Origin of the sequence: Clostridium beijerinckii HUN142, from assembly GCF_000621745.1 — a bacterium.
Classification (GTDB): Bacteria; Bacillota; Clostridia; order Clostridiales; family Clostridiaceae; genus Clostridium; species Clostridium beijerinckii_A.
On sequence record NZ_KK211336.1, the window covers coordinates 136,467 to 158,138 of the forward strand.

The window sequence follows — 21,672 nt, forward strand, 5'->3', positions numbered from 1 at the left end:
AGTAAAAAAAATCATCATTATACATTGAGAATCTCCTTGTATTTTTGTTATGGCATTAAAGCCTGTCTCATTCATTTTATGATTACGGTTTAGGTATGTTACAGAGATAGTAAATTTAATATATATGTTGCAATTGAGTTTCTATATTTAAAAAAATAATAGATCTTGAGCAAGAGCTTAAAGACAGTAATGAAAAGCTTCAAGTTGTTTTGAAGAATTTGAATTATCAGATGAAAATAGAAAATATCATGTGAATTGATATATATGGAAGTAATAATAAATATAAGGAAACTAATTTCTAAGAGTTAAGACTTATTATTTTTAAAATAAAATTATATTATCTTGACAAATTTAAAAAGTAAAATTAAAATAATATATGTTAGAAATCTAACAAACTGATAGGAGTATAAGCATGAATAAAGAGGTACATATTGGGAAAAAATTGAGTATGCTGTCTAAGAGAATACATAGAAGAATAGATAAAGAAGCCTCACAATATGGTGTGACTGGAGTTCAAGCTAGGATTCTTGGATTCATATATCATAAATCAGATAAAAAAGACATTTTTCAGAAAGACATAGAAGAAGAACTTGATATTAGACGTTCCTCAGTGACAAGCGTACTTCAATTAATGGAGAAGAACGGGCATATTAAGAGAATAAGTGTATTAGAAGATGCACGTCTAAAAAAAATAGTACTAACAGAAAAGGGAATGGAAATTCAAAGAAATGTATATGAGTTTATCCTTAGAATTGAAAAATCTTTAAGAGATGAGTTAAATGAGGATGAATTTAATATATTAGTTTCTTTAATTGATAGATTAGCTAAGAAAATTGCAGATTAAAGCACATTCAAAAAATAACAAGTACATTTGCCAGCCTATTTTCCATCATACTACGTTGGCAAATTGACCTAATAGGCCCACTATGAGGGCAATTTGTCTCCTTGCCTGATGAAAAATATCCATGGCAATTTTGGACTTGTTATTTATTTTCATGTGCTATGCAATTTTTTTTGAGCTATTAGTTAGAAACCTAACAAAGAAGGAGGAAAATTATGATAAAAAGATTAGCAGGTTTTGTAGCAGAATTTAAAAGAGATAGTATTCTAACTCCATTATATGTTGCATTAGAAGTAGTTATGGAAACAATTATTCCGCTTTTAATGGCATGGATTATTGATAATGGGGTAGGAAAAGGTAATGTGAAATATGTAAGTATTGTTGGTGGGGCAATGATAATAACATCATTCTTATCTCTAACTTTTGGTGTTTTGGGTGGTGTACATGCAGCTAAAGCTTCATCGGGGTTTGCTAGAAATTTAAGAAAGGGAATGTATTATAATATACAAAATTTTTCCTTTTCAAATATAGATAAATACTCTACAGCTGGACTTGTAACAAGATTGACTACAGATGTAACAAATGTTCAAAATGCATTCCAAATGATAATAAGAATGGCTGTAAGAGCCCCATTTATGCTTATATCCGCTACAACAATGTGTTTTTATATTAATGCAAAATTATCTATGATATTTATAGGTGCTATAGTTTTTCTTGGAGTTATATTATATTTCATTATGACTACAGTGCATCCATATTTTGTTGAAGTTTTTAAAAAGTATGATGATTTGAATGCCAGTGTACAAGAAAATTTAACTGGAATTAGAGCAGTAAAGGCTTATGTAAGAGAAGAGCATGAAACAAGCAAGTTTTATAAAGCTTCTAAAACTTTATACAAATATTTTATAAGAGCTGAAAAACTGATCATAGTTAATGCTCCAGCAATGCAATTTACAGTTTATACATGTATTTTGCTTTTATCTTGGCTTGGTGCAAAAATGATTGTTTCAAATACTATGTCAACTGGAGAATTGATGAGTTTATTTACTTATACTCTTAATATATTAATGAGTTTAATGTTCCTTTCGATGGTATTTGTAATGGTAATTATGTCTAAATCATCAGCTGAAAGAATTACAGAAGTTTTAAATGAAAAAAGTGATTTGGCAAATGATGAAAATCCAGTTTATGAAGTAAAAGATGGATCTATAACTTTTAATAATGTTGGCTTTTCCTATAATAAAAATAAGGACAACCTCGTTTTAGAAAATATCAATTTGAAAATTAATTCTGGTGAGACTATTGGAATTATAGGAGGTACAGGAAGTTCGAAAACTACTCTTGTTCAGCTTATTCCAAGATTGTATGATGCTACAAATGGTAGTGTTGAGGTCGGAGGAGTTGATGTTCGAAAATATGATATAGAAACACTTAGAGATGAGGTTTCTATGGTATTACAAAAGAATGTTTTATTTTCTGGAACAATAAAAGAGAATTTAAGATGGGGAAATAAAGATGCCTCTGATGAAGAGTTAATAGATGCATGTAAACAAGCACAAGCAGATGAATTTATAGAAAGTCTTCCAAATAAGTATGACACTTTCATAGAACAAGGCGGAACAAATGTATCTGGGGGGCAAAAGCAAAGATTATGTATTGCAAGGGCACTACTTAAGAAGCCTAAAATATTAATTTTAGATGATTCAACAAGTGCAGTAGATACTAAAACTGATGCTTTAATTAGGAAAGCATTTAAAGAAACAATACCAAATACTACAAAGATAATTATTGCTCAGCGTATTTCTTCAGTTCAAGATGCAGATAAAATTGTTGTATTAAATGATGGAAAAATAGATGGATTTGGAACTCATGAAGAATTACTAAAATCAAATGAAATATATAGTGAAGTTTACGAATCTCAAATGAAAGGGGCGAGCGACAATGAGTAAAGATAATGCTAGCAATAGACCTCCTAGAATGATGGGACGTGGTGGACGTGCTCCTGTAAAAGCTAATAAAGATTCTTTGAAAATACTAAAAAGATTATTAGCGTATATACTTAAGGAATATAAGTTTTTGTTTTTCATGGTATTAGTAACTATTATTATAAGTTCTCTTGCTAATGTTATTGGAACATTATTTTTAAGAAATTTAATTGATGATTATATAACACCACTCTTAAATAAACCAGAATCAGATTTTGGGCCGCTTCTTAAAATGATAATTACCATGGCAGTAATTTATTATGTTGGAGTTATATCAACTTATATATATAGCCGTATAATGATTGTAATCTCACAAGGGTCTCTAAAAAAAATAAGAGATGATATGTTTACTCATATGGAAAGTTTACCAATAAAATTCTTCGATACACATGCTCATGGAGATTTGATGAGTTTATATACAAATGATACAGATGCTTTAAGGCAAATGATAAGTCAAGGGATACCGCAATTATTATCAGCTATTATAACTGTTGTAAGTATATTCGCTTCAATGATGTATTTAAGCATTCCATTAACAGGTGTTGAAGTTATAATTATATTATTAATGTTTAGAGTTACTAAAATTATTGGTGCAAAGAGTGGAAAGTATTTTGGTCTTCAACAAAAAGATATAGGGGCAGTAAATGGATATATAGAAGAAATGATGGAAGGACAAAAGGTTGTAAAAGTCTTTTGTCATGAAGAAGAAGCAAAAAATAACTTTGATAGATTAAATGATATGCTCTTTAATAGTGCAAATAATGCAAATAAATATGCTAATGTCTTGATGCCTATTATGGGTAACATTGGATATATAAATTATGTAGCTGTTGCTATCTTTGGATCAGTTCTAGCTATTAGCGCCTTTGGCGGATTTACCCTTGGTGGACTTGCGGCATTTTTGCAATTAACAAGAAACTTCAGTCAAACAATTAATCAAATGGCTCAACAATTCAATTTTGTTATTATGGCACTAGCAGGAGCGGAACGTATATTCAAGCTTCTTGATGAAAAGAAAGAAACAGATGAAGGGTATGTTACTTTGGTAAATGCTAAGGAAGATGAAAATGGTGAATTAGAAGAGTGCAAAGAGCGTACTGGAATTTGGGCTTGGAAGCATCCTCATGAAAATGGAACTATTACTTATACAAAGCTTCTCGGCGAAGTAGTATTTGATGATGTTGACTTTGGATATAATGATGAAAAAATAATCTTGCATAATATAAAGCTCTATGCTAAACCAGGACAAAAAATAGCTTTTGTAGGTGCTACAGGAGCAGGTAAAACCACTATTACTAATTTAATCAACCGTTTCTATGATATTCAAGATGGAAAGATAAGATATGATGGTATTAATATCAATAAGATTAAAAAGGACGACCTAAGGAGATCTCTTGGAATAGTGCTTCAAGATGCACATCTTTTCACTGGAACGGTAGCAGATAATATTAGATATGGTAAATTAGATGCTACAGATGAAGAGGTAGTTGCAGCAGCAAAACTTGCAAATGCAGATACATTTATAAGACATCTTCCAAATGGTTATGATACAGTACTCACAGGAGATGGAGGCAGTCTTTCACAAGGTCAAAGGCAGCTATTAACAATTGCTAGAGCTGCAATAGCAGATCCGCCAGTTTTAATCTTGGACGAAGCAACTTCAAGCATCGATACAAGAACAGAAAGAATCGTTCAAGAAGGAATGGATAAGCTTATGAAAGGAAGAACAGTTTTTGTAATTGCTCATAGACTTTCAACAATTAAAAACTCTGATGTAATTATGGTATTAGACCAAGGCAGAATTATTGAAAGAGGAAATCACGATGATTTAATAAAAGAAAAAGGTAAGTATTATCAATTATATACAGGAGCTTTTGAATTGTCATAAAGCTGAACGTTAATGACCACAAAATTGTGGTCATTAATTTTTTTATTCTTTAAAAACTTATAATTCAGTAAGAATATTTTTCATGCAGAATAAAACTCTTATTAAAAGACAATCTATGAGTATAACCAATATAGGAGGGTCTTGAAATGAGTGTATTTAAAAAGATATTTATAATTAATGCAATTTCTTTTATAATAATCACTATGCTAGTAGGCAGTATTCCAAAAAGTTTATCAATTAATTCAAATGAAACTTCAATAGTTCCAGTGAAAATAGCTGTGTTTCAATCCAGAGAAGATGATCAATATAACATTGAGGTTAGAAAGAACCTAGATGCTATTCAGAAAGAAAATAAAGGCAAGGTTGAATTCTCTTTCTTTGATGGAAAGGGAAATCAGGTTATACAGAATGAAAGTATTTATGAAGCTATTGATAAACAGTTTGATTTATTTGTAGTAAATCTGGTTGATACTAAGGTTGATACTATAAGTGATGTGATTAATAAAATTGAAAAAAATAATATTCCATTAATTTTGGATGGAACACCTAATAAAGATATATTAAATTTTATTACTCCTTACAAGAATATTGTTTTTCTTGGAACTGATACTGAACAATCTGGAATTCTAGAAGGTAAGATTATAGTTAATTCATGGAATGCCAATAAGAGTGTTATAGATAAAAATAAAGATAATATACTTCAATATATTATGCTTCAGGGAAAAATTGACCATCCTGGTACTATTGATAGAACAAGATATTCTATTTCAACAATTAATGATGCAGGAATAAGAACCCAGGAACTTGCAATACAAAACTGTAATTGGGATGAAGAATGTGCTAGGGCTAGTATTGACTCATTGTTCTTAAGATACGGTAATAATGTTGAAGCAATTATTGCGAATAATGATGCTATGGCGATAGGAGCCGTTAAAGCGCTTCAGAAATATGGATATAATAAGGGAGATAAAAATAAAAATATTTTGGTTGTTGGGATTGATGCAATTCCAGAAGCTATGGAATTAGTGGATAAGGGATTTATGACTGGAACAGTTATTCAAGATGCCGGCGCTGAAGCTCAAGCCATATATTCTGTAGGTATGAATTTAGTTAAGGGAAAAGATCCTCTAGAAGGTACAAAATATAAATTTGATGATAATAGAATTTTACGTATGCCTTATCGTGAATATGTAAAATAGTGTCAAGTGAAATTTGTAATTTATTACAGAAAACTATAAAGTCAGAATTAAAAGTTCAAAAGTCACATTAGAGGTTATCGTAGCAAGGAAAATATATAAATGATTTCTTTAAAAATGACTTGTTCTTAACTTTTTAAAAGAGCTTTTTATGAATGGAATTAGAATTTGGAGAATTATTGCAATGTAATATTGCTCGGTAGTATAATTATGGTAGTCTTATTGTTATGGGGGATATAAAGGATGAATAGTGTAAATGTTGGATGTCCTAAGTGTGGGAGTTTAAATGTCAAAGTAGTAAGTGATATTACTGAAACTACAAAAGGTTTTGGTGCGGGAAAAGGTTGCTTAGGATATATATGTTTTGGCCCTATTGGATTGCTATGTGGAATGCTTGGCATGGGAGAAACTGAAACTAGGACAAATACATATAGGATGTGTGCAGATTGTGGCGCAAGATTTAAATAATGCAATTGATAAAAAAACAAAGATATGGATATTTCTTATGAAATTTGGCGCACTTAGCGGCTGCCATCAAATGTATGATAGGAGTTTTAGTTTTAGAGGATTTCAATTTCCAGTGTGCGCAAGGTGTACTGGAATTTATTTAGGTTATATAATTGCGGTGATTTTATTTATAATCAAAGTAAAGATTAGTTTAAATATATGTGGAATATCAATTTTAATTATGATTTGTGATGGTTTGCTACAATTATTTAAGATTAAGAAATCAACTAATATTAGAAGACTATTTACTGGAGTTTCATTCGGAATCGGATTAGCTTTTTTAGCAATGTATGCAATTAGGGCATTATACCAGAAAGTATAAATACATAAAAATAATTTAGTTAAAAATTGCAGATGAAGATATTTTCATCTGCAATTTTTTAAAATAAAAGTTCGCTTTAAATATAGAACTATGAAAAAATAAAGGAAAAATATGAAATATTGTAGAAGAATGTATACATAAAGGGAGAAAAATTGTATTATAGGTATAGGGGAAATGCTATTATAATCTATAGTGCCTAAAAGGGGGATGCTTATGAAAAAAGGGGAAACTAAGTATAAGGTTTCAATTAAAACAAAACTGCTTGGAATTATTATTCCAATGTTGGCAATAGTAATTTCATTGCTTATTTTTATTTCCTACAATAAGTCTAAAAATATAATAACCAACTCAGCTAATGATTTGTTAGAAACTTCAAGTAAGAAACAGGTTGATCAAATTGAATCATTGTTAAATGAAAACTTGTCATCATTTAGCACTTTAAAAGATTCACTAGAAGTTGCGAATTTAAACGAAAAACAATTAAAAGACTTACTAAATAAATATTATGGATACAGTGATAATTGTAAGGATGGATTTTACATAGGTGATGATAGTGGAAAGCTATTTAAAGCAGAAAAATCTAATAAATCAGATAAAGATGTACTTAATTCAGTGTGGTATAAAGAGGGACTTACTCGCGTTAATATGGCATTTGGATCACCATATAAGAATGAATTTGGTAAGAATGTTGTTAGTGCTTCGGCAATATTAAATGATAAATCTGGAAAAATAAAGATTTTTTCTGTAGATCTTTCATTGGATAAGGTGTCAATAATTGTAAATTCAATGATTGATATGCATGATGCAGAAGCTCTCTTGATAGACAGCAATGATAAAACAATAGTAGCTAATAGAGATAGTGCATTAATTTCCACTAAACTTGATTCCAGCAATGATAAATTTTTTACAGATGTTTCAGGAAAAATTGAAAATAAAGATTACAATTCATGCGAGTTAGATGATAACAGGGTTGTTTTTAAAGAAGTAGAGGGAACCAATTGGATTCTTGTATCATATGTACCAACAAAATCTATTTTATCAGAACTTATAAAGCTTCGTACTTTTATGATTTTAATAGGTATCATCTCTATTGTTATTTTAGCAGCTCTAGTGGAAAGAGTTGTACAAATAGTTATAAAACCGATTAGGAAACTTACTGATACAATTGTATCCATGACTAATGGAGATTTTACAGTTGATGTGGAAGTAAAGGGAAATGATGAAATTTCAATTATGCTGAAAAGTGTAAAAGACTTTATAACAGTAATGAGAAACATGATAAATAATATTAGTATAGTATCAAATAAAATGAGTGAACAATCCGAAGGAGGTATAAGAATCTCTAAAGAATTATATGATTCATCTAAGCTTCAATCTGAGTCTATGCAGAATTTAAACCTAACAGTAGATCAGTTATCAAGTTCGGTAGGTGAAATAGCTGAAAATACAACAACTTTAGCTAATGTCGTTTCTAATACTAGAGATGATGGTAATAATGTGAATGATAAAATGAAGGAAACTATTAGTATCTCAGAAAAAGGTATGAAAGATATGGAAAAAGTAAGCGCAGCTATGGAAAATATAAGGACTTCAATAGGATCACTTGAACAAGCTATAAATAATGTTGGAAAATCTTCAAGTGAAATAACTAATATTATAAATGTTATTGGAAGTATTGCAGAACAGACCAATCTTTTATCGCTTAATGCATCAATAGAAGCAGCTAGGGCTGGAGATGCAGGAAAAGGCTTTGCTGTTGTAGCAAGTGAAATAGGCAAATTGGCTAATACAAGTTCTGAATCTGTTAAAAATATTTCATCTATTGTAAATGAAATTAACAAACTTGTTTCAGATACTGTAAAGCAATCACATGATAGCGCAGAATATATTAACGAAAGTAGTTATTTAATAAGTGGAACAGTTGATACATTTGATAATATTTTCAATAAAATTAATTCAGCAAATGATCTAATTCAAGAAATGATTGAAAAAGTTGGACATTTAGATGATGTCGCAACAACTGTAGCCGCCATAGCAGAGGAGCAAGCAGCAAGTTCAGAGGAAATTTTAGCAACTTCAGAAGTCATGGTTGATCAGTCAAATAATATTACTAAAAATAGTGAAAAAGTGGCTAATGATGCAGAAACTTTAGCAAATACATCTGATGAACTTAGCAAACAGATTCAAATGTTTAAAATATAAGTATTTTTTATTCTCTAGGAATTTATATTAGAGTAAAATCTGTGGATATTGTGCCACTTGTGGGTAATAAATTATGAAAAAGGCTGATTCAGAAGGTTTAACAGTCACCTGCAATTTTGTTCTATTAGACTTTATGATTATTACATAATGAGTTTTAAGGGGGAAATATATAGTATGAAGAAGAAACTATCTATATTATTAACTATAATTATGATGTTTGTTATGGTATCAGGGTGCAGCTCAAAGAGTAGTTCTTCGACAAAGAAAAACGTAAAAATTCTATTATCAATTTCAGATGCATCAGATGAATTTCGTAGCATGCTAGCAAAAAGTGCAAAAGACTTTGCTGATAGTGAAAAAGTCGATTTGGTTATTAAAGATGCGGCAGGTTCTATAGAAACGCAAGTGTCTCATATGAAAGAGGCAGTTTCTGGTGGATATGATGTTATACTATGCACTCCAGTGGATTCAACTACAGGGCTACAACTTAAAAAAGCGGCAGGAAATCTTCCGATAGTATTTATGAATAGTAGTCCAAGTGAAGAGTTACTAGAAAAAGATAAGTACATTTATGTGGCTTCAGATGAAAAGGTGGCAGGGCAATATCAAGCTGAATATATTGCAGATTATTTGAAAAATAAAAATAATATTAAAGTGGTTTTATTAAAGGGCGAGAAAAACCATGCAGCTACTAAAGGACGTACGAAGGCGGTAAAAGAAACGTTCAAGGAAAAAGGAATAAATGCCGATTACGTTTTTGAGGATAATGCAGATTGGAGTAGAGAAAAAGCGAAGGAGATGTTTGATGTATTTTTGTCTACAGGTAGAGAATTTGATTGTGTAATTGCTAATAATGATGAAATGGCAATGGGAGTAATGGATTCTTTTAAAGAAAATAAAATCAGTACATCTTTAATTCCGATTGCAGGAATTGATGCCACATCAGATGGATGTAAGTCCGTTATAGATGGAGGTTTACAATTTACTGTTTATCAATCTGCGAAAGACCAAAGTAAAAATGCAGTGCAGGCAGCTATTCAACTAGGATCAAATGGTAAGTTATCTAATATAGAAAATTTAGCACAAGATGGTAAACATATATGGGTTCCATTTGAAAAAGTAACAAAGGATAACGTAAAAAATTATATGAGTTAATTTTATATTAATAGTTTTTAATAAATTAATCATATAAAATTCAAAGAAACAAATAATATTTGATTTTAAGATGTAGTTATTTGATAATTACGTCAATTGTATTATAAAAAAGTTATTTCGACCAATGGAGAAGACTTAAGTCTATAAAATATACTGATTGAAATTTAACAAATAAAGTCGTGCATGTAGTTAATATGCACGACTTTATTTATTATTTGGGGCTATATTACTAATAGGTTTGCCACTTGAAAATTACTATTTTGCAAGAGTCACATGTAAGTAGGTGAGGAGAATACAATAAAAATAAAACAATAAAAATTATGTCTAAAGCTCTTTATATGTATGAGGGAAAAACTTATATAATTAAAAGAATGAATTTACGATAGATGAGAAAACTAAGATTATAATAATTAATAAAAAAATAATACGGAGTATAATAAATATATAAATAGATTAAGGATAATAATATAGCAATTGCGGGAGGGATAATTATGAACAAGTATTTATTGGATACTAATGTTGTAATAGGACTCTGGAAACAGTATCCTTCGATTATTAATAAACTCATAGAAGATGAGAAAATAATAATTATAAAAGAAGTGAGTGAAGAGCTTGTTGTCAAGGAAAGGAAAGAATACAAAGGTCAACAAGTACTATCAGAAAGATTCTGTAAATTGCTATTTTCAATTATAGAAATAAATAAGAGTAATCTCGAAGAATTTTCATCAAAATTAAATATAAAGTATTCTAAAAGTGGTAATATATATTTAAATAGTATAAATAAATTATCACAGAATGATTTGTTACTTTTATATGCATGTCATTCAGATGATAGTCTTATATTAGTAACAGAAGATAAATATTTAAATAATGCCGCAAATCAAATATTAGGTGAAGATAAGGTTATGACATTAAATATGATGATAGAAGAGCAATATAGTGAGGTAAATTAAGTTGGTCAATTTGAATAATGATAAGGAACTATTAGATTTAATAAAAAACAAAAGAATGAGCGCGATATATTTTACAGGAGAAGCTTGTGGAGCATGTGAAGTCATTAAAACTAAGATTGAAGATATTTTGAAAAGATTTCCTGAAATTAAGAGTGGAGAAGTAAATGCAGAAAAGCATTTAGATTTAGCAGCAAAATATAATGTGTTTTCTGTCCCAATCTTTTTGCTTTATGTAGAAGGGAAGGAAAGCATAAGAGTAGGAAGAAATTTGGATTTGTTAGAATTGGAATCAAATATAAAGAGATATTATGAAATGATATTTTAATTTTAAAAATAAATGGGATTCTTTTATAGAGTATTACAGTATAAAAAACTGCTTTGGATATTAATTTTATAGCAGTTTTTTTGCGGTGAATGTAGAATAAAATCTATTTCCGATATTGTTTGTTTATGATGCTTTTAGAGGTTATGTTCTCAAAAGGTACAATGTCCATAGAATTGACTCGATTATAAGTTCACAAGAATATTTTAAACTTACTGAAAATATAATTTGACTAGTAAAAGGAGGTGAAGAGGTGTTAGAAAAAGCTATATGTATAGCGGCAAGAGCTCATGAAGGTCAGGTGGATAAAGGTGGTAAACCATATATTCTTCATCCTCTTAGATTAATGCTTTCAAAGAGAAGCCAAGAAGAAATGATATGTGCTGTTCTACATGATGTAATAGAGGATACTGATATTACAATAGATTATTTAAAAAATGAAGGCTTTTCAGAAGAAATACTATCTGCACTGGATGCTTTAACAAGACGGCATAATGAAACATATGATGAATTTATAGAAAGAATAACTACTAATAAATTAGCTTGTGAGATAAAATTGGCTGATTTAAAAGACAATATGAATATATCAAGGATTGCAAATCCGTCCCAAAAGGATCATGAAAGAATAAAAAAATATAATAAAGCGGTAAATAAAATACTTAATTCAGTAGAATGTTATGAAAGGGAGTAAAATAGCAGGGATGAAGAACAGTTTTTCTTTTGACATGGAGAATATTATAGACAATATGAAAGTTTCAGGAGCGTTTTTAACGTCGGGAGATAAAAGCAATTTTAATACTATGACAATTAGTTGGGGCTGCATAGGATATATGATTAGGAAACCAATATTTGTTGTAATAGTTAGTAATGTTAGATATACAAAAGAATTTATAGATAAAAATAATACTTTTACAGTAAGCATACCTTACAATAAAATTAAAGAAAAAGCATTGAAGATCTGTGGACATAATTCTGGAAGAGATGTAAATAAGGAAATTGAAGCGGACATTAAGTTTGTACAAGCTAAATCCATAGATAGTCCGATTATTGAAGGATGTAATAGATATTACGAGTGTAAAGTATTATTTAAGCAAGAAATAGATTTGGAAAAAGTAGATAATACAATGATTTATGGAGATAATGAGGCGAAACACACAATATATTTTGGAGAAATAATAGAGGAATATTGACATTTTAATGCTCATATTAAATGGAGTATACTTAATTAATATTGATAAATAAGCAGTTTTATTGTATCCTATTATATAAAAATTAAACTAGTATTTAAGTAATGGGGGAAAGCTTTATGATAATAAGAGAAATACAGGAAAAAGATAATGAACAAGTGGAATCGTTAATAAGAACTTGTTTGATAGAATTTGGGGCTAATAAACCTGGTTGTGCTTGGTCTGATCCTAATCTGGGATGCTTTTACCAAGTTTATAGCGGTGAAAAATCTAAATATTGGGTAGTTGAAGAAAATGAGAAAATAGTAGCAGGTTGTGGAATAGGTCCATTGTCAGGGATTGAAGATGTATGTGAATTGCAAAAAATGTATTCTTTAAAAGAGGTAAGAGGTTCAGGAGTTGCAAAGAAATTATTAAATCTTTCCTTAGAATTTGCAAAAGAACATTATAAGAAATGTTATTTAGAGACTTTTGACAATATGGAAGCGGCAAAAAGATTCTACGAAAAGAATGAATTTATTAGATTAGAAAAACCTTTAGTTGAAACTGAACATTATGCTTGTGATGTGTGGTACATAAAAGAATTATAAGTTTATTGAATTTTTAAAAATATAAATAATTAGTATAAAATAATAAGTTAATGTAATATACAATGTTTTGAGAGTATATTTATTAGCTTATTTTCTATGCTTATATATAAGGATAATTAATTTAAATTCAGATACTTAAACAATAAGGCAGATGTTCAAAATTACCACAAATAAAAAAAATAAATATGTAAATTATAAGAAGTGTTGAGAACTATAATTTTAAAATGGATTATAGAAGGAGGGTGAGAAATTGAAAAATAAAATAAATTTTTTTTTATTTTTATTAAGTGGTCTTTTTATTATATTTATATGCGTTAAAAACGTAAGTGCCATTCCAGTATCATCTAATGAAACAACCAGTGAAAATCCTGATTTAGATAAAAAAGTTTCACATGATATGAAAAAGGTGATTTATTTGACTTTTGATGATGGTCCTAGCTATAAAGTTACAGATCGTGTTCTAGATATTTTGAAGGAGAAGGATGTTAAAGGAACTTTTTTTCTTATAGGAAGCCAGATTGAAGGAAGAGAAGGAGTGGTAAAAAGAATTTACGACGAGGGAAACAGTATAGGTCTTCATACATATACTCATAAATTTAATAAAATTTACTGTAGTGAAGATAAATTTATACAAGAAATGCTTGCATGCCGTATTCAAATAAATAATGTTATTGGAATTTCACCAAATATAATAAGGTTTCCAGGTGGGAGCAGCAAACATTTAAATAATAGATGTTTAAAGAAATTACATGATAACAACTTTAAAGTATACGATTGGAATATGGATAATACAGATGGTTTAAATCCAAAGCTTTCGCCGTATAATTTATATAGGAAAGCAATAAAAGGAAGCGATAAATTATCAAAAGTAATATTGCTTTTACATTGTACTGATATGAATAATAATACTTGTGAAGCATTACCAGAGATAATAGAATATTATAAATCAAAAGGATATGAGTTTAAAACAATTACAGAAGATACACAAGAGCTATATTTTCCTATACCAAGAAGAACAGTTTCATCCTTTGATGATATGAAATCAGATAAATAAAAGTATTCCTTACTAACTCTACATAATTAATTTTTTTGTAATATGATGTTTACAAAAGGTTAATAACTTTGACAAACGACTGACAAAAATCAGTGTTAATATAGTTATTAGAAAGGGTGTTTATATCATGAAAAAAGAAATTGAGAGCCTAGAAATTAAAGAGGATAAAGAGTTAGAAATCAGAAATAAAGTTACAAAAAGGGATAAGAGAATATTGGAAAAGGCGATAGGCGGAATAAAAGGATGGAGTTTTAATCCAATAGCTGTAGTAAGTAATGGAATAGAAGATTATTATTTTATTTGTAAAGTAAAAACAATAATAGAGAATTTGCAAATGACTATGGCTAGGATATATATTAAAGTTCAAGATGGAAATAAGCCTAGATTATTGGCGATAGAAGAGATAGTATAAAAATTTTACAGCAAGTAAATTTGCTAGATATGTATTAGTTAGAAGTATAAAAAATTATTAATACTTTAAATGGTTAAACCTTTTTTCATAATTTATAAAAAGCAGCAGTTAGGAAATATCCAACGGCTGCTTATATTTATTATTTAGGTAATCATCATAAAGTAAGTTCTGCAGATAAATTTAAAAATTGTTGAAATGAATAGTATGTAAGCTAATTTATTTATAATTAATTGATAAAAGTTATCAATTAGTATTGATTGTTTTATGATAATGTGCTAATATATAAACATACAAAAGATATTCAAATCCCCTTTACCTTAACCCCTCATAATTAATAGATAAAAATGCAGTCATATTTATAACATAATGACTGCATTTTATTTTTGTGATTTAAAATAGCAACATTAAATCTTATTGCTACTTTATTATTTTTAATTCATCTTGCAGCTGTTTCTGCATGTCCTGCATATAGTCATCTATATTTTTGTTTTTTGCAGAACTCCAAAATATATTTATTCCAATAAAGATTAAAAATATTAGACTTAATAAGATAATCATAAACTAACACCTCACTTATCTAAAGTATTGACAAAAAAACGTAATTGTATTACGACTATTTTCAACAATTAGATTAAAAAATAAAAAATGTGTAGATGAGATTTTATCAATAAACCTTTAACAAAACTTAACATATTCTTCACATATGGAATAAAATAATTTATTAAGACTATGATGGATAAAGTAAAAAAATCGACCAATAAAATATTTATGAAGGGGAGAAAACCATATGAGGTTAGTTATATTAAATGAAAAAGCAATAGACAAAGAATTGGCGGTTCCTATTTACACGCAATCGGGAATGATATATTTAAATAAAGGTGCAAAAATTAATGAAAGAAATATTGAGCAAATAAAAAAAATAGGTATAAATACGGTGTATATAGACGATGGTATAAATGATGTTACTTTACAAGAAATATATGATGCTCCATTGAGATTAAAAGCAATCAAGGAATTGAAAAATGTATTTGATGAATGCAAAAGGAAGAGATATGTTCCGGAACAACCAGTAATAAAAATAGTTGAAGAAATAATTGAAAATATAAATATTTCAGAAAATGCCTATTTATATAATAACTTAGCTAAAAATGATAAAGAGCTTGAATTATGTACTCACTCTTTGAATGTAGCATTATTATCAATAATAATTGGTTACAAGAAAAAATATAGTCAGGAGAAAATTCTGAAATTAGGAATTGGAGCTATATTACATGATATAGGTAAACTACTTTCTAATGGGCAAGATCATACTATTGAAGGGTACAAATTAGTAAAAAGTAACAACTATTTTTCAGCAACATTATGTACTTGCATACGCTCACATCATGAAAACGAGGATGGCAGCGGTTATCCTGAAAAATTAAAAGGGGACAAGATATATGAATTTGCAAAGATTGTATCTATTTGTAATGAATATATTAATATATTAGATTCTGATGATTCTATCTTACCGCACCATGCAATTGAAGTATTAGCAGCAATGGGGCAGCAAAGGTTCAGCAAGGATATATATAAGGATTTTGTAGGGTCAATTTATTGTTACCCTAATGGTCTGACTGTAAAGTTGAGTAATGGGTTAGAAGCTATGGTTATTAAACAAAATATAAATATGCCAACAAGACCCATAGTTGCATTTAAAGAAAATGATAATATAAAATATATTGATTTAGTTAATAATCTAACTATATTTATTGATGAAGTAGTATATTAAAGTTAATATTTTGGCTGACCAAGAAATTGTGGTTAGCTAATTTTTTGCCTTAAAGTTAAAAGAAATAAAGTTTAAAATAAAGAATGCTAATGATTATGGGTTATGTTAGTTACCTTTATTGACTTTTATTCATATTATGTAGAATAGGACAATAAAATTTATTGTTTACAAAGTAGATGTAAGGATTATGATTTAGAGTTATCTCGATAAAAGATAAAAACTGATAAGCGTATTTTATTAGAAAGGATAATAGTATGCTAACAAATGATGTAGATTTAGAGATTAGGAATACAATTACGACTAAAGATAAAAAGATCTTAAGAAAAGCATTAAACGGAATAACGGGATGGAGGTTTATTCCTATCTTTGTAATAATAAATTGCAAAGGTGATTATTATTTTATATGCAAAGTGAAAGCAAAAAATATGCAAATGAAGATAGCAAAAATATATATTAAAACTGAAAAGGATAATAGCATAAGATTATTAACTATTGAAGAGATATTATAAATAGGCATAGGGAGAAATAATTAATTTTAGGGTGTGAGAAAAAATTTCATATCCTGAAATTTTTAGTACCTAAATTTATATAATAAGATTGTATTATAAGTATAGAAGGAGGTGGAATAAATGGGAAATATAATTAAAATAATTATGTATTCAGAGCTAAAGAAGAAAAAAAGTAATAAAATTAAACTAAGAGTTTTAGAAGAAAATATATTAAAATATAATGATTGGTTAAAGGTTACACATAGAGAGGATAAAATAGAGAATTATGAAGAATTCTTACGAGCACAATAATTGCTAAGGGGTAGGTTAGATGTGAAGTTTAATCTGCCTCTTTTATTTTGTATAATCTACCATGTTTATTTTTTTGTAATATTATATTAAGAAAAGCTTTATATAATTGATTAATAACTGACAAAAATCAGTAATAATATATTTACTGAAGAAGGTGTTTGCGGGCATGTTAAAAGAAAATAAGAGAATGGAAATCAGAAGTGAAATTTCTACAGAGGAAAAAATAATATTAAATAGTGCATTAGATGGAATAAATGGATGGAGATTTAGTCCTATAGCGATAATTACTAATGGTAAAGAAGATTATTATTTTATATGTAAAGTAAAGGTAATAATAAAGAATTTGAAAATGAAAATAGCTAAAATACATGTTAGAGTTTCTGAGAGTAATACTCCTCAATTGATTAGAATTGAAGACATAGAATAGATTTGTTTTTAATCTGTTCACGAGCTGCGCAATTATATATAAATATAATTTTTAAAGTATTTTATTTATTATTTATGGTATTAAACAGAAGTAGATGTAATAAACTTAATAATGATAAAAAAATAACAAATAATTATTATTAAATAGTATGGAATATTTTATAATAATGTGGTAATATATATTTAAGAAAAGAGAAATTAATAAATAAAATTCAAGGAAGGGGATTTGTTATGGGCAACTTGATGAAGATCAATATATATGCTGAAAAAAAGAAAAAGACTGGAAAAGTGATGAAGATAAACAAGTTAGAAGAAACTATTTTGACTTATAATAACTGGCTAAAGAAGAATAACAGAGAGGATAGAATAGAGAGCTATGAGGAATTTTTACAAGCTCAGTAGAATCCATTAAAGGTAAATTAAATTGGTTAATTTAATTTACCTTTATTTTTTTGAATTTTAGATTATTAATCAATAAAGATTATTAATTGATATAGACTATTTAAAGATAATGTGCTATTATATAAATACACAATATATTCAAATCCTAAATAACTCTCTCTCAAGTTTAACCATTTGGATGCAGTCATTACTTGGCTGCATCTTTATTTGATTATTACTCATTCAAACTACAGTCTTTAAAAGGATTTAGTATATTTTGTCTAAATTTGTGTTATGAAAAATAGTTACTAATTTAAAATATTATGATATTATAAATGTGATTTGATAAAAGATTCTTCATTTTATAAAGACGGCGTTGTAGTGTACAATGCCGCCTTTTTTATTCTTTAGGAAATTATGATCAAGTCAATTTTGTAGATTATTTTTAAAAGTATAAGAAATACACAGTCTGCGAAGCCGGCTTTATTTTATAGAAATTTTAATTTTAATAGTATCGCATTAAAAATATTGCTGACAGTTACCTCGTTAAATTATAAAAAGTTTATGGAAATTAAATATATTGAAGATAGTATATTTATTATAAGCATTTAGTGAAAATTAGGAGAATCATTAAGTAATCACACAAATATGCGAGTAAACATAAAATGTTATATATATTTTAATAACAGAGGAGGAGCTTACGGTGAGATACAATTATAATAATAAAGGGAGATGCAGTTGTGGTTATAAAAATAACCAAAAGGATAAAAATGAAGATAACTGTAACTATGTAGATATTAGCTATAGAATAAAAAATCATAATCATGAATTTTTATCAAGTACAGATTATGCAAAAGATGATGAGTGTGTGAGACATAATCATCGAATTGCTGGTATGACTGGTCCTGCGATAGAATGTGGTAACTCCCACGTTCACAAAATAGAAGAGCGTACAGATACTTTTGGAGATCACTTCCATGGCATTTGTGATACAACAGGTCCTGCTATTTACCTCCCAGATGGAAAGCATATTCATTTAGTGAAAGGTAAAACAGCTTGTGCAGATGGACATTATCATGATTATTATTTTACTACTTTAGTTGAAGATCCTACTAATGTGCCTAAAGATAAAGATTGCTAGATTTAAGCACCAATACTAAAGAAGCTTACTATTAAATAATTTCTAAAATATATATTATAGATGTTTTATTATCACACTTTATGCATAATAGAGTGTGATTTAAATTTTACTGCATGAATATTAAAAAGAGCATGTCTTATATATTTAAATGCACAATTGAATCTATAACCTGCATATTTGAAGAATTAAGTATGATATAATGAAATTAAATTTGCGATAATAGCATTGTATAAACTTATTTATGCTGGTAGATTTAGCTGTAAATTTATTGAAGATATATATCTAAATAAAGAAAATACATAAGCAAGCTTATATTAGAATATGATAAATGACTCTTATGGACGTAAGAAGATTGGAGCTAGTAAATGAAAATAAATGTTTTTTTACCTAAATATATGGAAGACTTTAAATGTATAAACTCGAGTTGCATTGATACGTGTTGCGCAGGATGGGATATAAATATAGACGAAGATACTTATAGTAATTACACGAATAGTACTGGAGAGCTTAAAAAATTACTGGAAGGAAAGTTTTTTGAAAATGAGGCTGAACATGATTTTTTTAATAATGGTTTTATGACACTAAAAGATGGTAACAAATGTCCATTTCTAAATTGCAATATGCTTTGTGATATACATGGAGGTTTTGGAGAAAAGAATCTTTGTATAACTTGCAAAAGTTATCCTAGGGTATTTAATATCGTTGATAATATTTATGAAAAAAGTGGATTACCTTCTTGTATTGAAATATGTACAAAAGCACTCTTGAATAAAGATAAAATGGAGTTTGTAGAGAGTCAAGAGGAAATAGACGAAGATAATGTTGAGATAAGAAGAATTATAGATAGCGAGGCATTTGAGGGAACAGAAAGTCTTTTTCAATATTTTTGGGATATAAGAGTAGTATCTATAAATATTATTCAGCTAAGAGATTATTCAATAGAGGAAAGATTAAATATTCTTAAGAATTTTTATGGGAAAATTCAGATTTTACATAAATTAAATGATTTTGACGGAATAGAGAAGCTGTTAGATGATTTTAATAATGAACACATAGATTATGAGTCTTTAAAAGGAATTAATTTTACGGAAAGCAATGATTTTTATATGGATATTGCTGGAGCTGATCTGTTGCATAATATAAGGGGGATGAGACTTAGGCAATGTGTTAATGAATACAAAGATGGGATTTTAGATAAAAATGACTTACGCAGATATTTAGAAGAGAATCCTAGATATTTTAATGAGATAGATGAGTATTCATATATTCTAGAGAACTACTTAGTAAATCAGATTTTTAAAGATTTAATTCCTTTTAACAAAGGAGAAGACCTTATGGAAAGTATTAAAATTCTTATTAATAGTTATAAAATAATAAAAGCCTATATTATAGGAATTGCTATGAATTCCAAAGATAAGATAGATGAACAGCAGATTATAAGAGTTATTCAATCTCTAAGCAAAGATATAGAACACAATAAGGTATTTAAAGAATTATTAGAAAAATAGAATTAAAGAACCAATTTAGAGAAATATAGCAAAATAGAGATAGTATTATTGATTAAATAATACTATCTCTATTTTTAAGTGTGGTTGAGTAATAATGCTTTCCTTTGAAATTATTGACAGAGTGGTATGAAAATATACATTATTTTTTAAAAATTTATATAAAAAGAATCTTATATATCAAATATTAGTTTACTACTATGAATTTAAAATAAAAAATAGAGATAATATTTAGTGCATTCTAAAGTATTATCTCTATTTCAAAATTTAGGTCGGGTTATTATGTTTTCAATAGTATTATTGACTAAGTACAGAAAAATATACAATTTCTAAATAAATTTTATTATTTTAACTGTTAGAAATCAAATTAGTATAAATTGTAATATTTCTACTATAATTGATAACAAATATTATAATTCAGCATAATATAATACTAAGTGATTGTTAACTTTAATAAAGTTCTATTAAAAAAAGCTTATCAAATTTTATAATAGCAATTAATAAATTTAAAACTATGAAAAATAGAACTTTTCTAAATCAACCAATTTTATGGAAATTACAAAGGAGAGAAAAAAATGGATTACAAAGATAATAAAGAAGAATACGGTTATTATTTTGAAAACGAGCTTGACTTTGATTTTGATGACCTAGAAGATGAGTTTGATTTCTTTGGAAAAGAAGAATATGAATTTAGCGAAAAAGAAGACTGCGAATATGACAAAAAAGAAGAATATGACTTCTGTGAAAAAGAAGAGTGGGACTTAGGCAAAAGAGAAGAGTGTGACTTTGATAAAGATGAAGATTATATTCCAAAAATGATGGAAAAAGTTTTTAAAGAAGGTTTTGAAAAAGGACAATATCAAGGGTATAAAAAAGGCAGCAAAGAAGGTTATGAAAGAGCAAAACGCGAGCTTATAGAGTATATGAAGAAAAATAAATGTTGCTTTAAATGTCGCAAATCTCACCATAAACAACATTGTTGTAAAAAACACTAACATCAAGCCAAGAGTTATTATATAAAATAATAGTTTGTT

At 27.9% G+C, this 21,672-nt stretch carries 24 protein-coding genes; 23 read left to right on the plus strand and 1 reads right to left on the minus strand.

The features are described 5' to 3' along the window. Positions 1-412: 412 nt before the first annotated feature. The 15 genes from T483_RS0121880 to T483_RS0121950 all read left to right on the plus strand — a co-directional run bounded on the left by T483_RS0121880 (position 413) and on the right by T483_RS0121950 (position 14,614). Complete coding sequence (locus tag T483_RS0121880; RefSeq protein WP_026888750.1) at positions 413-844, plus strand: MarR family winged helix-turn-helix transcriptional regulator; 432 nt, start codon at positions 413-415, stop codon at positions 842-844. A 212-nt stretch (positions 845-1,056) separates the two neighbouring features. Further along, positions 1,057-2,790, plus strand: coding sequence for an ABC transporter ATP-binding protein (locus T483_RS0121885; RefSeq protein WP_012059478.1), 1,734 nt, complete (start codon positions 1,057-1,059; stop codon positions 2,788-2,790). A gap of 31 nt (positions 2,791-2,821) precedes the next feature. Then, positions 2,822-4,714 carry an ABC transporter ATP-binding protein gene (locus T483_RS0121890; RefSeq protein ID WP_051560539.1) on the plus strand — a complete coding sequence of 631 codons (1,893 nt, stop codon included), beginning with the start codon at positions 2,822-2,824 and terminating at the stop codon, positions 4,712-4,714. A gap of 146 nt (positions 4,715-4,860) precedes the next feature. Then, positions 4,861-5,913 (plus strand): galactose ABC transporter substrate-binding protein, encoded by a 1,053-nt coding sequence (locus T483_RS0121895; RefSeq protein WP_026888752.1) that lies wholly within the window; start codon positions 4,861-4,863, stop codon positions 5,911-5,913. 240 nt (positions 5,914-6,153) lie between these two features. Further along, positions 6,154-6,378: a hypothetical protein gene (locus T483_RS0121900; RefSeq protein WP_026888753.1), complete on the plus strand. Its 225-nt coding sequence runs from the start codon at positions 6,154-6,156 to the stop codon at positions 6,376-6,378. After that, on the plus strand, positions 6,359-6,739 hold the full coding sequence (locus T483_RS0121905) for a DUF2085 domain-containing protein (RefSeq protein WP_347460374.1): 381 nt from the start codon (positions 6,359-6,361) through the stop codon (positions 6,737-6,739). Before T483_RS0121900 ends, T483_RS0121905 begins: the two co-directional genes overlap by 20 nt. Before the next feature lie 213 nt (positions 6,740-6,952). Further along, positions 6,953-8,941 carry a methyl-accepting chemotaxis protein gene (locus T483_RS0121910; protein ID WP_026888755.1) on the plus strand — a complete coding sequence of 663 codons (1,989 nt, stop codon included), beginning with the start codon at positions 6,953-6,955 and terminating at the stop codon, positions 8,939-8,941. 174 nt (positions 8,942-9,115) lie between these two features. After that, entirely contained in the window at positions 9,116-10,096 is a 981-nt protein-coding gene (locus tag T483_RS0121915) for a substrate-binding domain-containing protein (RefSeq protein WP_026888756.1), read from the plus strand. 491 nt (positions 10,097-10,587) lie between these two features. Further along, positions 10,588-11,049, plus strand: a complete 462-nt coding sequence (locus T483_RS0121920; protein WP_026888757.1) for a DUF4411 family protein — start codon at positions 10,588-10,590, stop codon at positions 11,047-11,049. A gap of 1 nt (position 11,050) precedes the next feature. Next, positions 11,051-11,374, plus strand: coding sequence for a thioredoxin family protein (locus T483_RS0121925; RefSeq protein WP_026888758.1), 324 nt, complete (start codon positions 11,051-11,053; stop codon positions 11,372-11,374). 250 nt (positions 11,375-11,624) lie between these two features. Continuing rightward, positions 11,625-12,062, plus strand: coding sequence for an HD domain-containing protein (locus T483_RS0121930; protein WP_026888759.1), 438 nt, complete (start codon positions 11,625-11,627; stop codon positions 12,060-12,062). Next, positions 12,049-12,561, plus strand: a complete 513-nt coding sequence (locus T483_RS0121935) for a flavin reductase (protein ID WP_242841907.1) — start codon at positions 12,049-12,051, stop codon at positions 12,559-12,561. The genes T483_RS0121930 and T483_RS0121935 overlap by 14 nt, the downstream gene beginning before the upstream one ends. Positions 12,562-12,677: 116 nt before the next feature. Then, positions 12,678-13,148 carry a GNAT family N-acetyltransferase gene (locus T483_RS0121940; protein ID WP_026888761.1) on the plus strand — a complete coding sequence of 157 codons (471 nt, stop codon included), beginning with the start codon at positions 12,678-12,680 and terminating at the stop codon, positions 13,146-13,148. A gap of 250 nt (positions 13,149-13,398) precedes the next feature. Next, positions 13,399-14,202 (plus strand): polysaccharide deacetylase family protein, encoded by an 804-nt coding sequence (locus tag T483_RS0121945; protein WP_026888762.1) that lies wholly within the window; start codon positions 13,399-13,401, stop codon positions 14,200-14,202. A gap of 127 nt (positions 14,203-14,329) precedes the next feature. Continuing rightward, complete coding sequence (locus tag T483_RS0121950; protein WP_035790492.1) at positions 14,330-14,614, plus strand: hypothetical protein; 285 nt, start codon at positions 14,330-14,332, stop codon at positions 14,612-14,614. 417 nt (positions 14,615-15,031) lie between these two features. Here T483_RS0121950 and T483_RS31225 read toward each other — a convergent pair whose 3' ends face one another. Then, positions 15,032-15,172, minus strand: coding sequence for a hypothetical protein (locus T483_RS31225; protein ID WP_155268529.1), 141 nt, complete (start codon positions 15,170-15,172; stop codon positions 15,032-15,034). A 229-nt stretch (positions 15,173-15,401) separates the two neighbouring features. On the opposite strand from T483_RS31225, the gene T483_RS0121960 reads away from it, so the two are divergent. The 8 genes from T483_RS0121960 (at position 15,402) to T483_RS0121995 (ending at position 21,633) form a co-directional block, all read left to right on the plus strand. Beyond that, on the plus strand, positions 15,402-16,385 hold the full coding sequence (locus T483_RS0121960; RefSeq protein WP_026888764.1) for an HD-GYP domain-containing protein: 984 nt from the start codon (positions 15,402-15,404) through the stop codon (positions 16,383-16,385). Between the two features lie 254 nt (positions 16,386-16,639). Continuing rightward, positions 16,640-16,894, plus strand: coding sequence for a hypothetical protein (locus T483_RS0121965; RefSeq protein ID WP_026888765.1), 255 nt, complete (start codon positions 16,640-16,642; stop codon positions 16,892-16,894). A 120-nt stretch (positions 16,895-17,014) separates the two neighbouring features. After that, a complete protein-coding gene (locus T483_RS31740; RefSeq protein WP_196244909.1) occupies positions 17,015-17,185 on the plus strand; it encodes a hypothetical protein in 171 nt (56 codons plus the stop codon). A 166-nt stretch (positions 17,186-17,351) separates the two neighbouring features. Further along, entirely contained in the window at positions 17,352-17,612 is a 261-nt protein-coding gene (locus T483_RS0121975; RefSeq protein ID WP_026888766.1) for a hypothetical protein, read from the plus strand. A gap of 230 nt (positions 17,613-17,842) precedes the next feature. Next, the gene (locus T483_RS31745) at positions 17,843-18,013 is read left to right on the plus strand and encodes a hypothetical protein (protein WP_196244910.1); all 171 of its coding nucleotides are present in this window, start codon (positions 17,843-17,845) and stop codon (positions 18,011-18,013) included. Between the two features lie 682 nt (positions 18,014-18,695). After that, the gene (locus T483_RS0121985; protein WP_026888767.1) at positions 18,696-19,133 is read left to right on the plus strand and encodes a YmaF family protein; all 438 of its coding nucleotides are present in this window, start codon (positions 18,696-18,698) and stop codon (positions 19,131-19,133) included. 365 nt (positions 19,134-19,498) lie between these two features. After that, positions 19,499-20,641, plus strand: coding sequence for a flagellin lysine-N-methylase (gene fliB / locus T483_RS0121990; RefSeq protein ID WP_026888768.1), 1,143 nt, complete (start codon positions 19,499-19,501; stop codon positions 20,639-20,641). Between the two features lie 572 nt (positions 20,642-21,213). Continuing rightward, positions 21,214-21,633, plus strand: a complete 420-nt coding sequence (locus T483_RS0121995) for a hypothetical protein (RefSeq protein ID WP_026888769.1) — start codon at positions 21,214-21,216, stop codon at positions 21,631-21,633. Positions 21,634-21,672: the final 39 nt, after the last annotated feature.

Excerpts from the sequence above, each read along its gene's own strand:
- T483_RS0121935 (WP_242841907.1), top strand. The coding sequence starts at position 12,049 with ATGAAAGGGAGTAAAATAGCAGGGATGAAGAACAGTTTTTCTTTTGAC.
- T483_RS0121995 (WP_026888769.1), top strand. The coding sequence starts at position 21,214 with ATGGATTACAAAGATAATAAAGAAGAATACGGTTATTATTTTGAAAAC.
- T483_RS0121965 (WP_026888765.1), top strand. The coding sequence starts at position 16,640 with ATGCTAACAAATGATGTAGATTTAGAGATTAGGAATACAATTACGACT.
- T483_RS0121895 (WP_026888752.1), top strand. The coding sequence starts at position 4,861 with ATGAGTGTATTTAAAAAGATATTTATAATTAATGCAATTTCTTTTATA.
- T483_RS0121880 (WP_026888750.1), top strand. The coding sequence starts at position 413 with ATGAATAAAGAGGTACATATTGGGAAAAAATTGAGTATGCTGTCTAAG.
- T483_RS0121920 (WP_026888757.1), top strand. The coding sequence starts at position 10,588 with ATGAACAAGTATTTATTGGATACTAATGTTGTAATAGGACTCTGGAAA.
- T483_RS31740 (WP_196244909.1), top strand. The coding sequence starts at position 17,015 with ATGGGAAATATAATTAAAATAATTATGTATTCAGAGCTAAAGAAGAAA.
- T483_RS0121975 (WP_026888766.1), top strand. The coding sequence starts at position 17,352 with ATGTTAAAAGAAAATAAGAGAATGGAAATCAGAAGTGAAATTTCTACA.
- T483_RS0121900 (WP_026888753.1), top strand. The coding sequence starts at position 6,154 with ATGAATAGTGTAAATGTTGGATGTCCTAAGTGTGGGAGTTTAAATGTC.
- T483_RS31225 (WP_155268529.1), bottom strand. The coding sequence starts at position 15,172 with ATGATTATCTTATTAAGTCTAATATTTTTAATCTTTATTGGAATAAAT.
- T483_RS0121885 (WP_012059478.1), top strand. The coding sequence starts at position 1,057 with ATGATAAAAAGATTAGCAGGTTTTGTAGCAGAATTTAAAAGAGATAGT.
- T483_RS0121915 (WP_026888756.1), top strand. The coding sequence starts at position 9,116 with ATGAAGAAGAAACTATCTATATTATTAACTATAATTATGATGTTTGTT.
- T483_RS0121950 (WP_035790492.1), top strand. The coding sequence starts at position 14,330 with ATGAAAAAAGAAATTGAGAGCCTAGAAATTAAAGAGGATAAAGAGTTA.
- T483_RS0121910 (WP_026888755.1), top strand. The coding sequence starts at position 6,953 with ATGAAAAAAGGGGAAACTAAGTATAAGGTTTCAATTAAAACAAAACTG.
- T483_RS0121890 (WP_051560539.1), top strand. The coding sequence starts at position 2,822 with ATGGGACGTGGTGGACGTGCTCCTGTAAAAGCTAATAAAGATTCTTTG.
- T483_RS0121940 (WP_026888761.1), top strand. The coding sequence starts at position 12,678 with ATGATAATAAGAGAAATACAGGAAAAAGATAATGAACAAGTGGAATCG.
- T483_RS0121960 (WP_026888764.1), top strand. The coding sequence starts at position 15,402 with ATGAGGTTAGTTATATTAAATGAAAAAGCAATAGACAAAGAATTGGCG.
- T483_RS31745 (WP_196244910.1), top strand. The coding sequence starts at position 17,843 with ATGGGCAACTTGATGAAGATCAATATATATGCTGAAAAAAAGAAAAAG.
- fliB (WP_026888768.1), top strand. The coding sequence starts at position 19,499 with ATGAAAATAAATGTTTTTTTACCTAAATATATGGAAGACTTTAAATGT.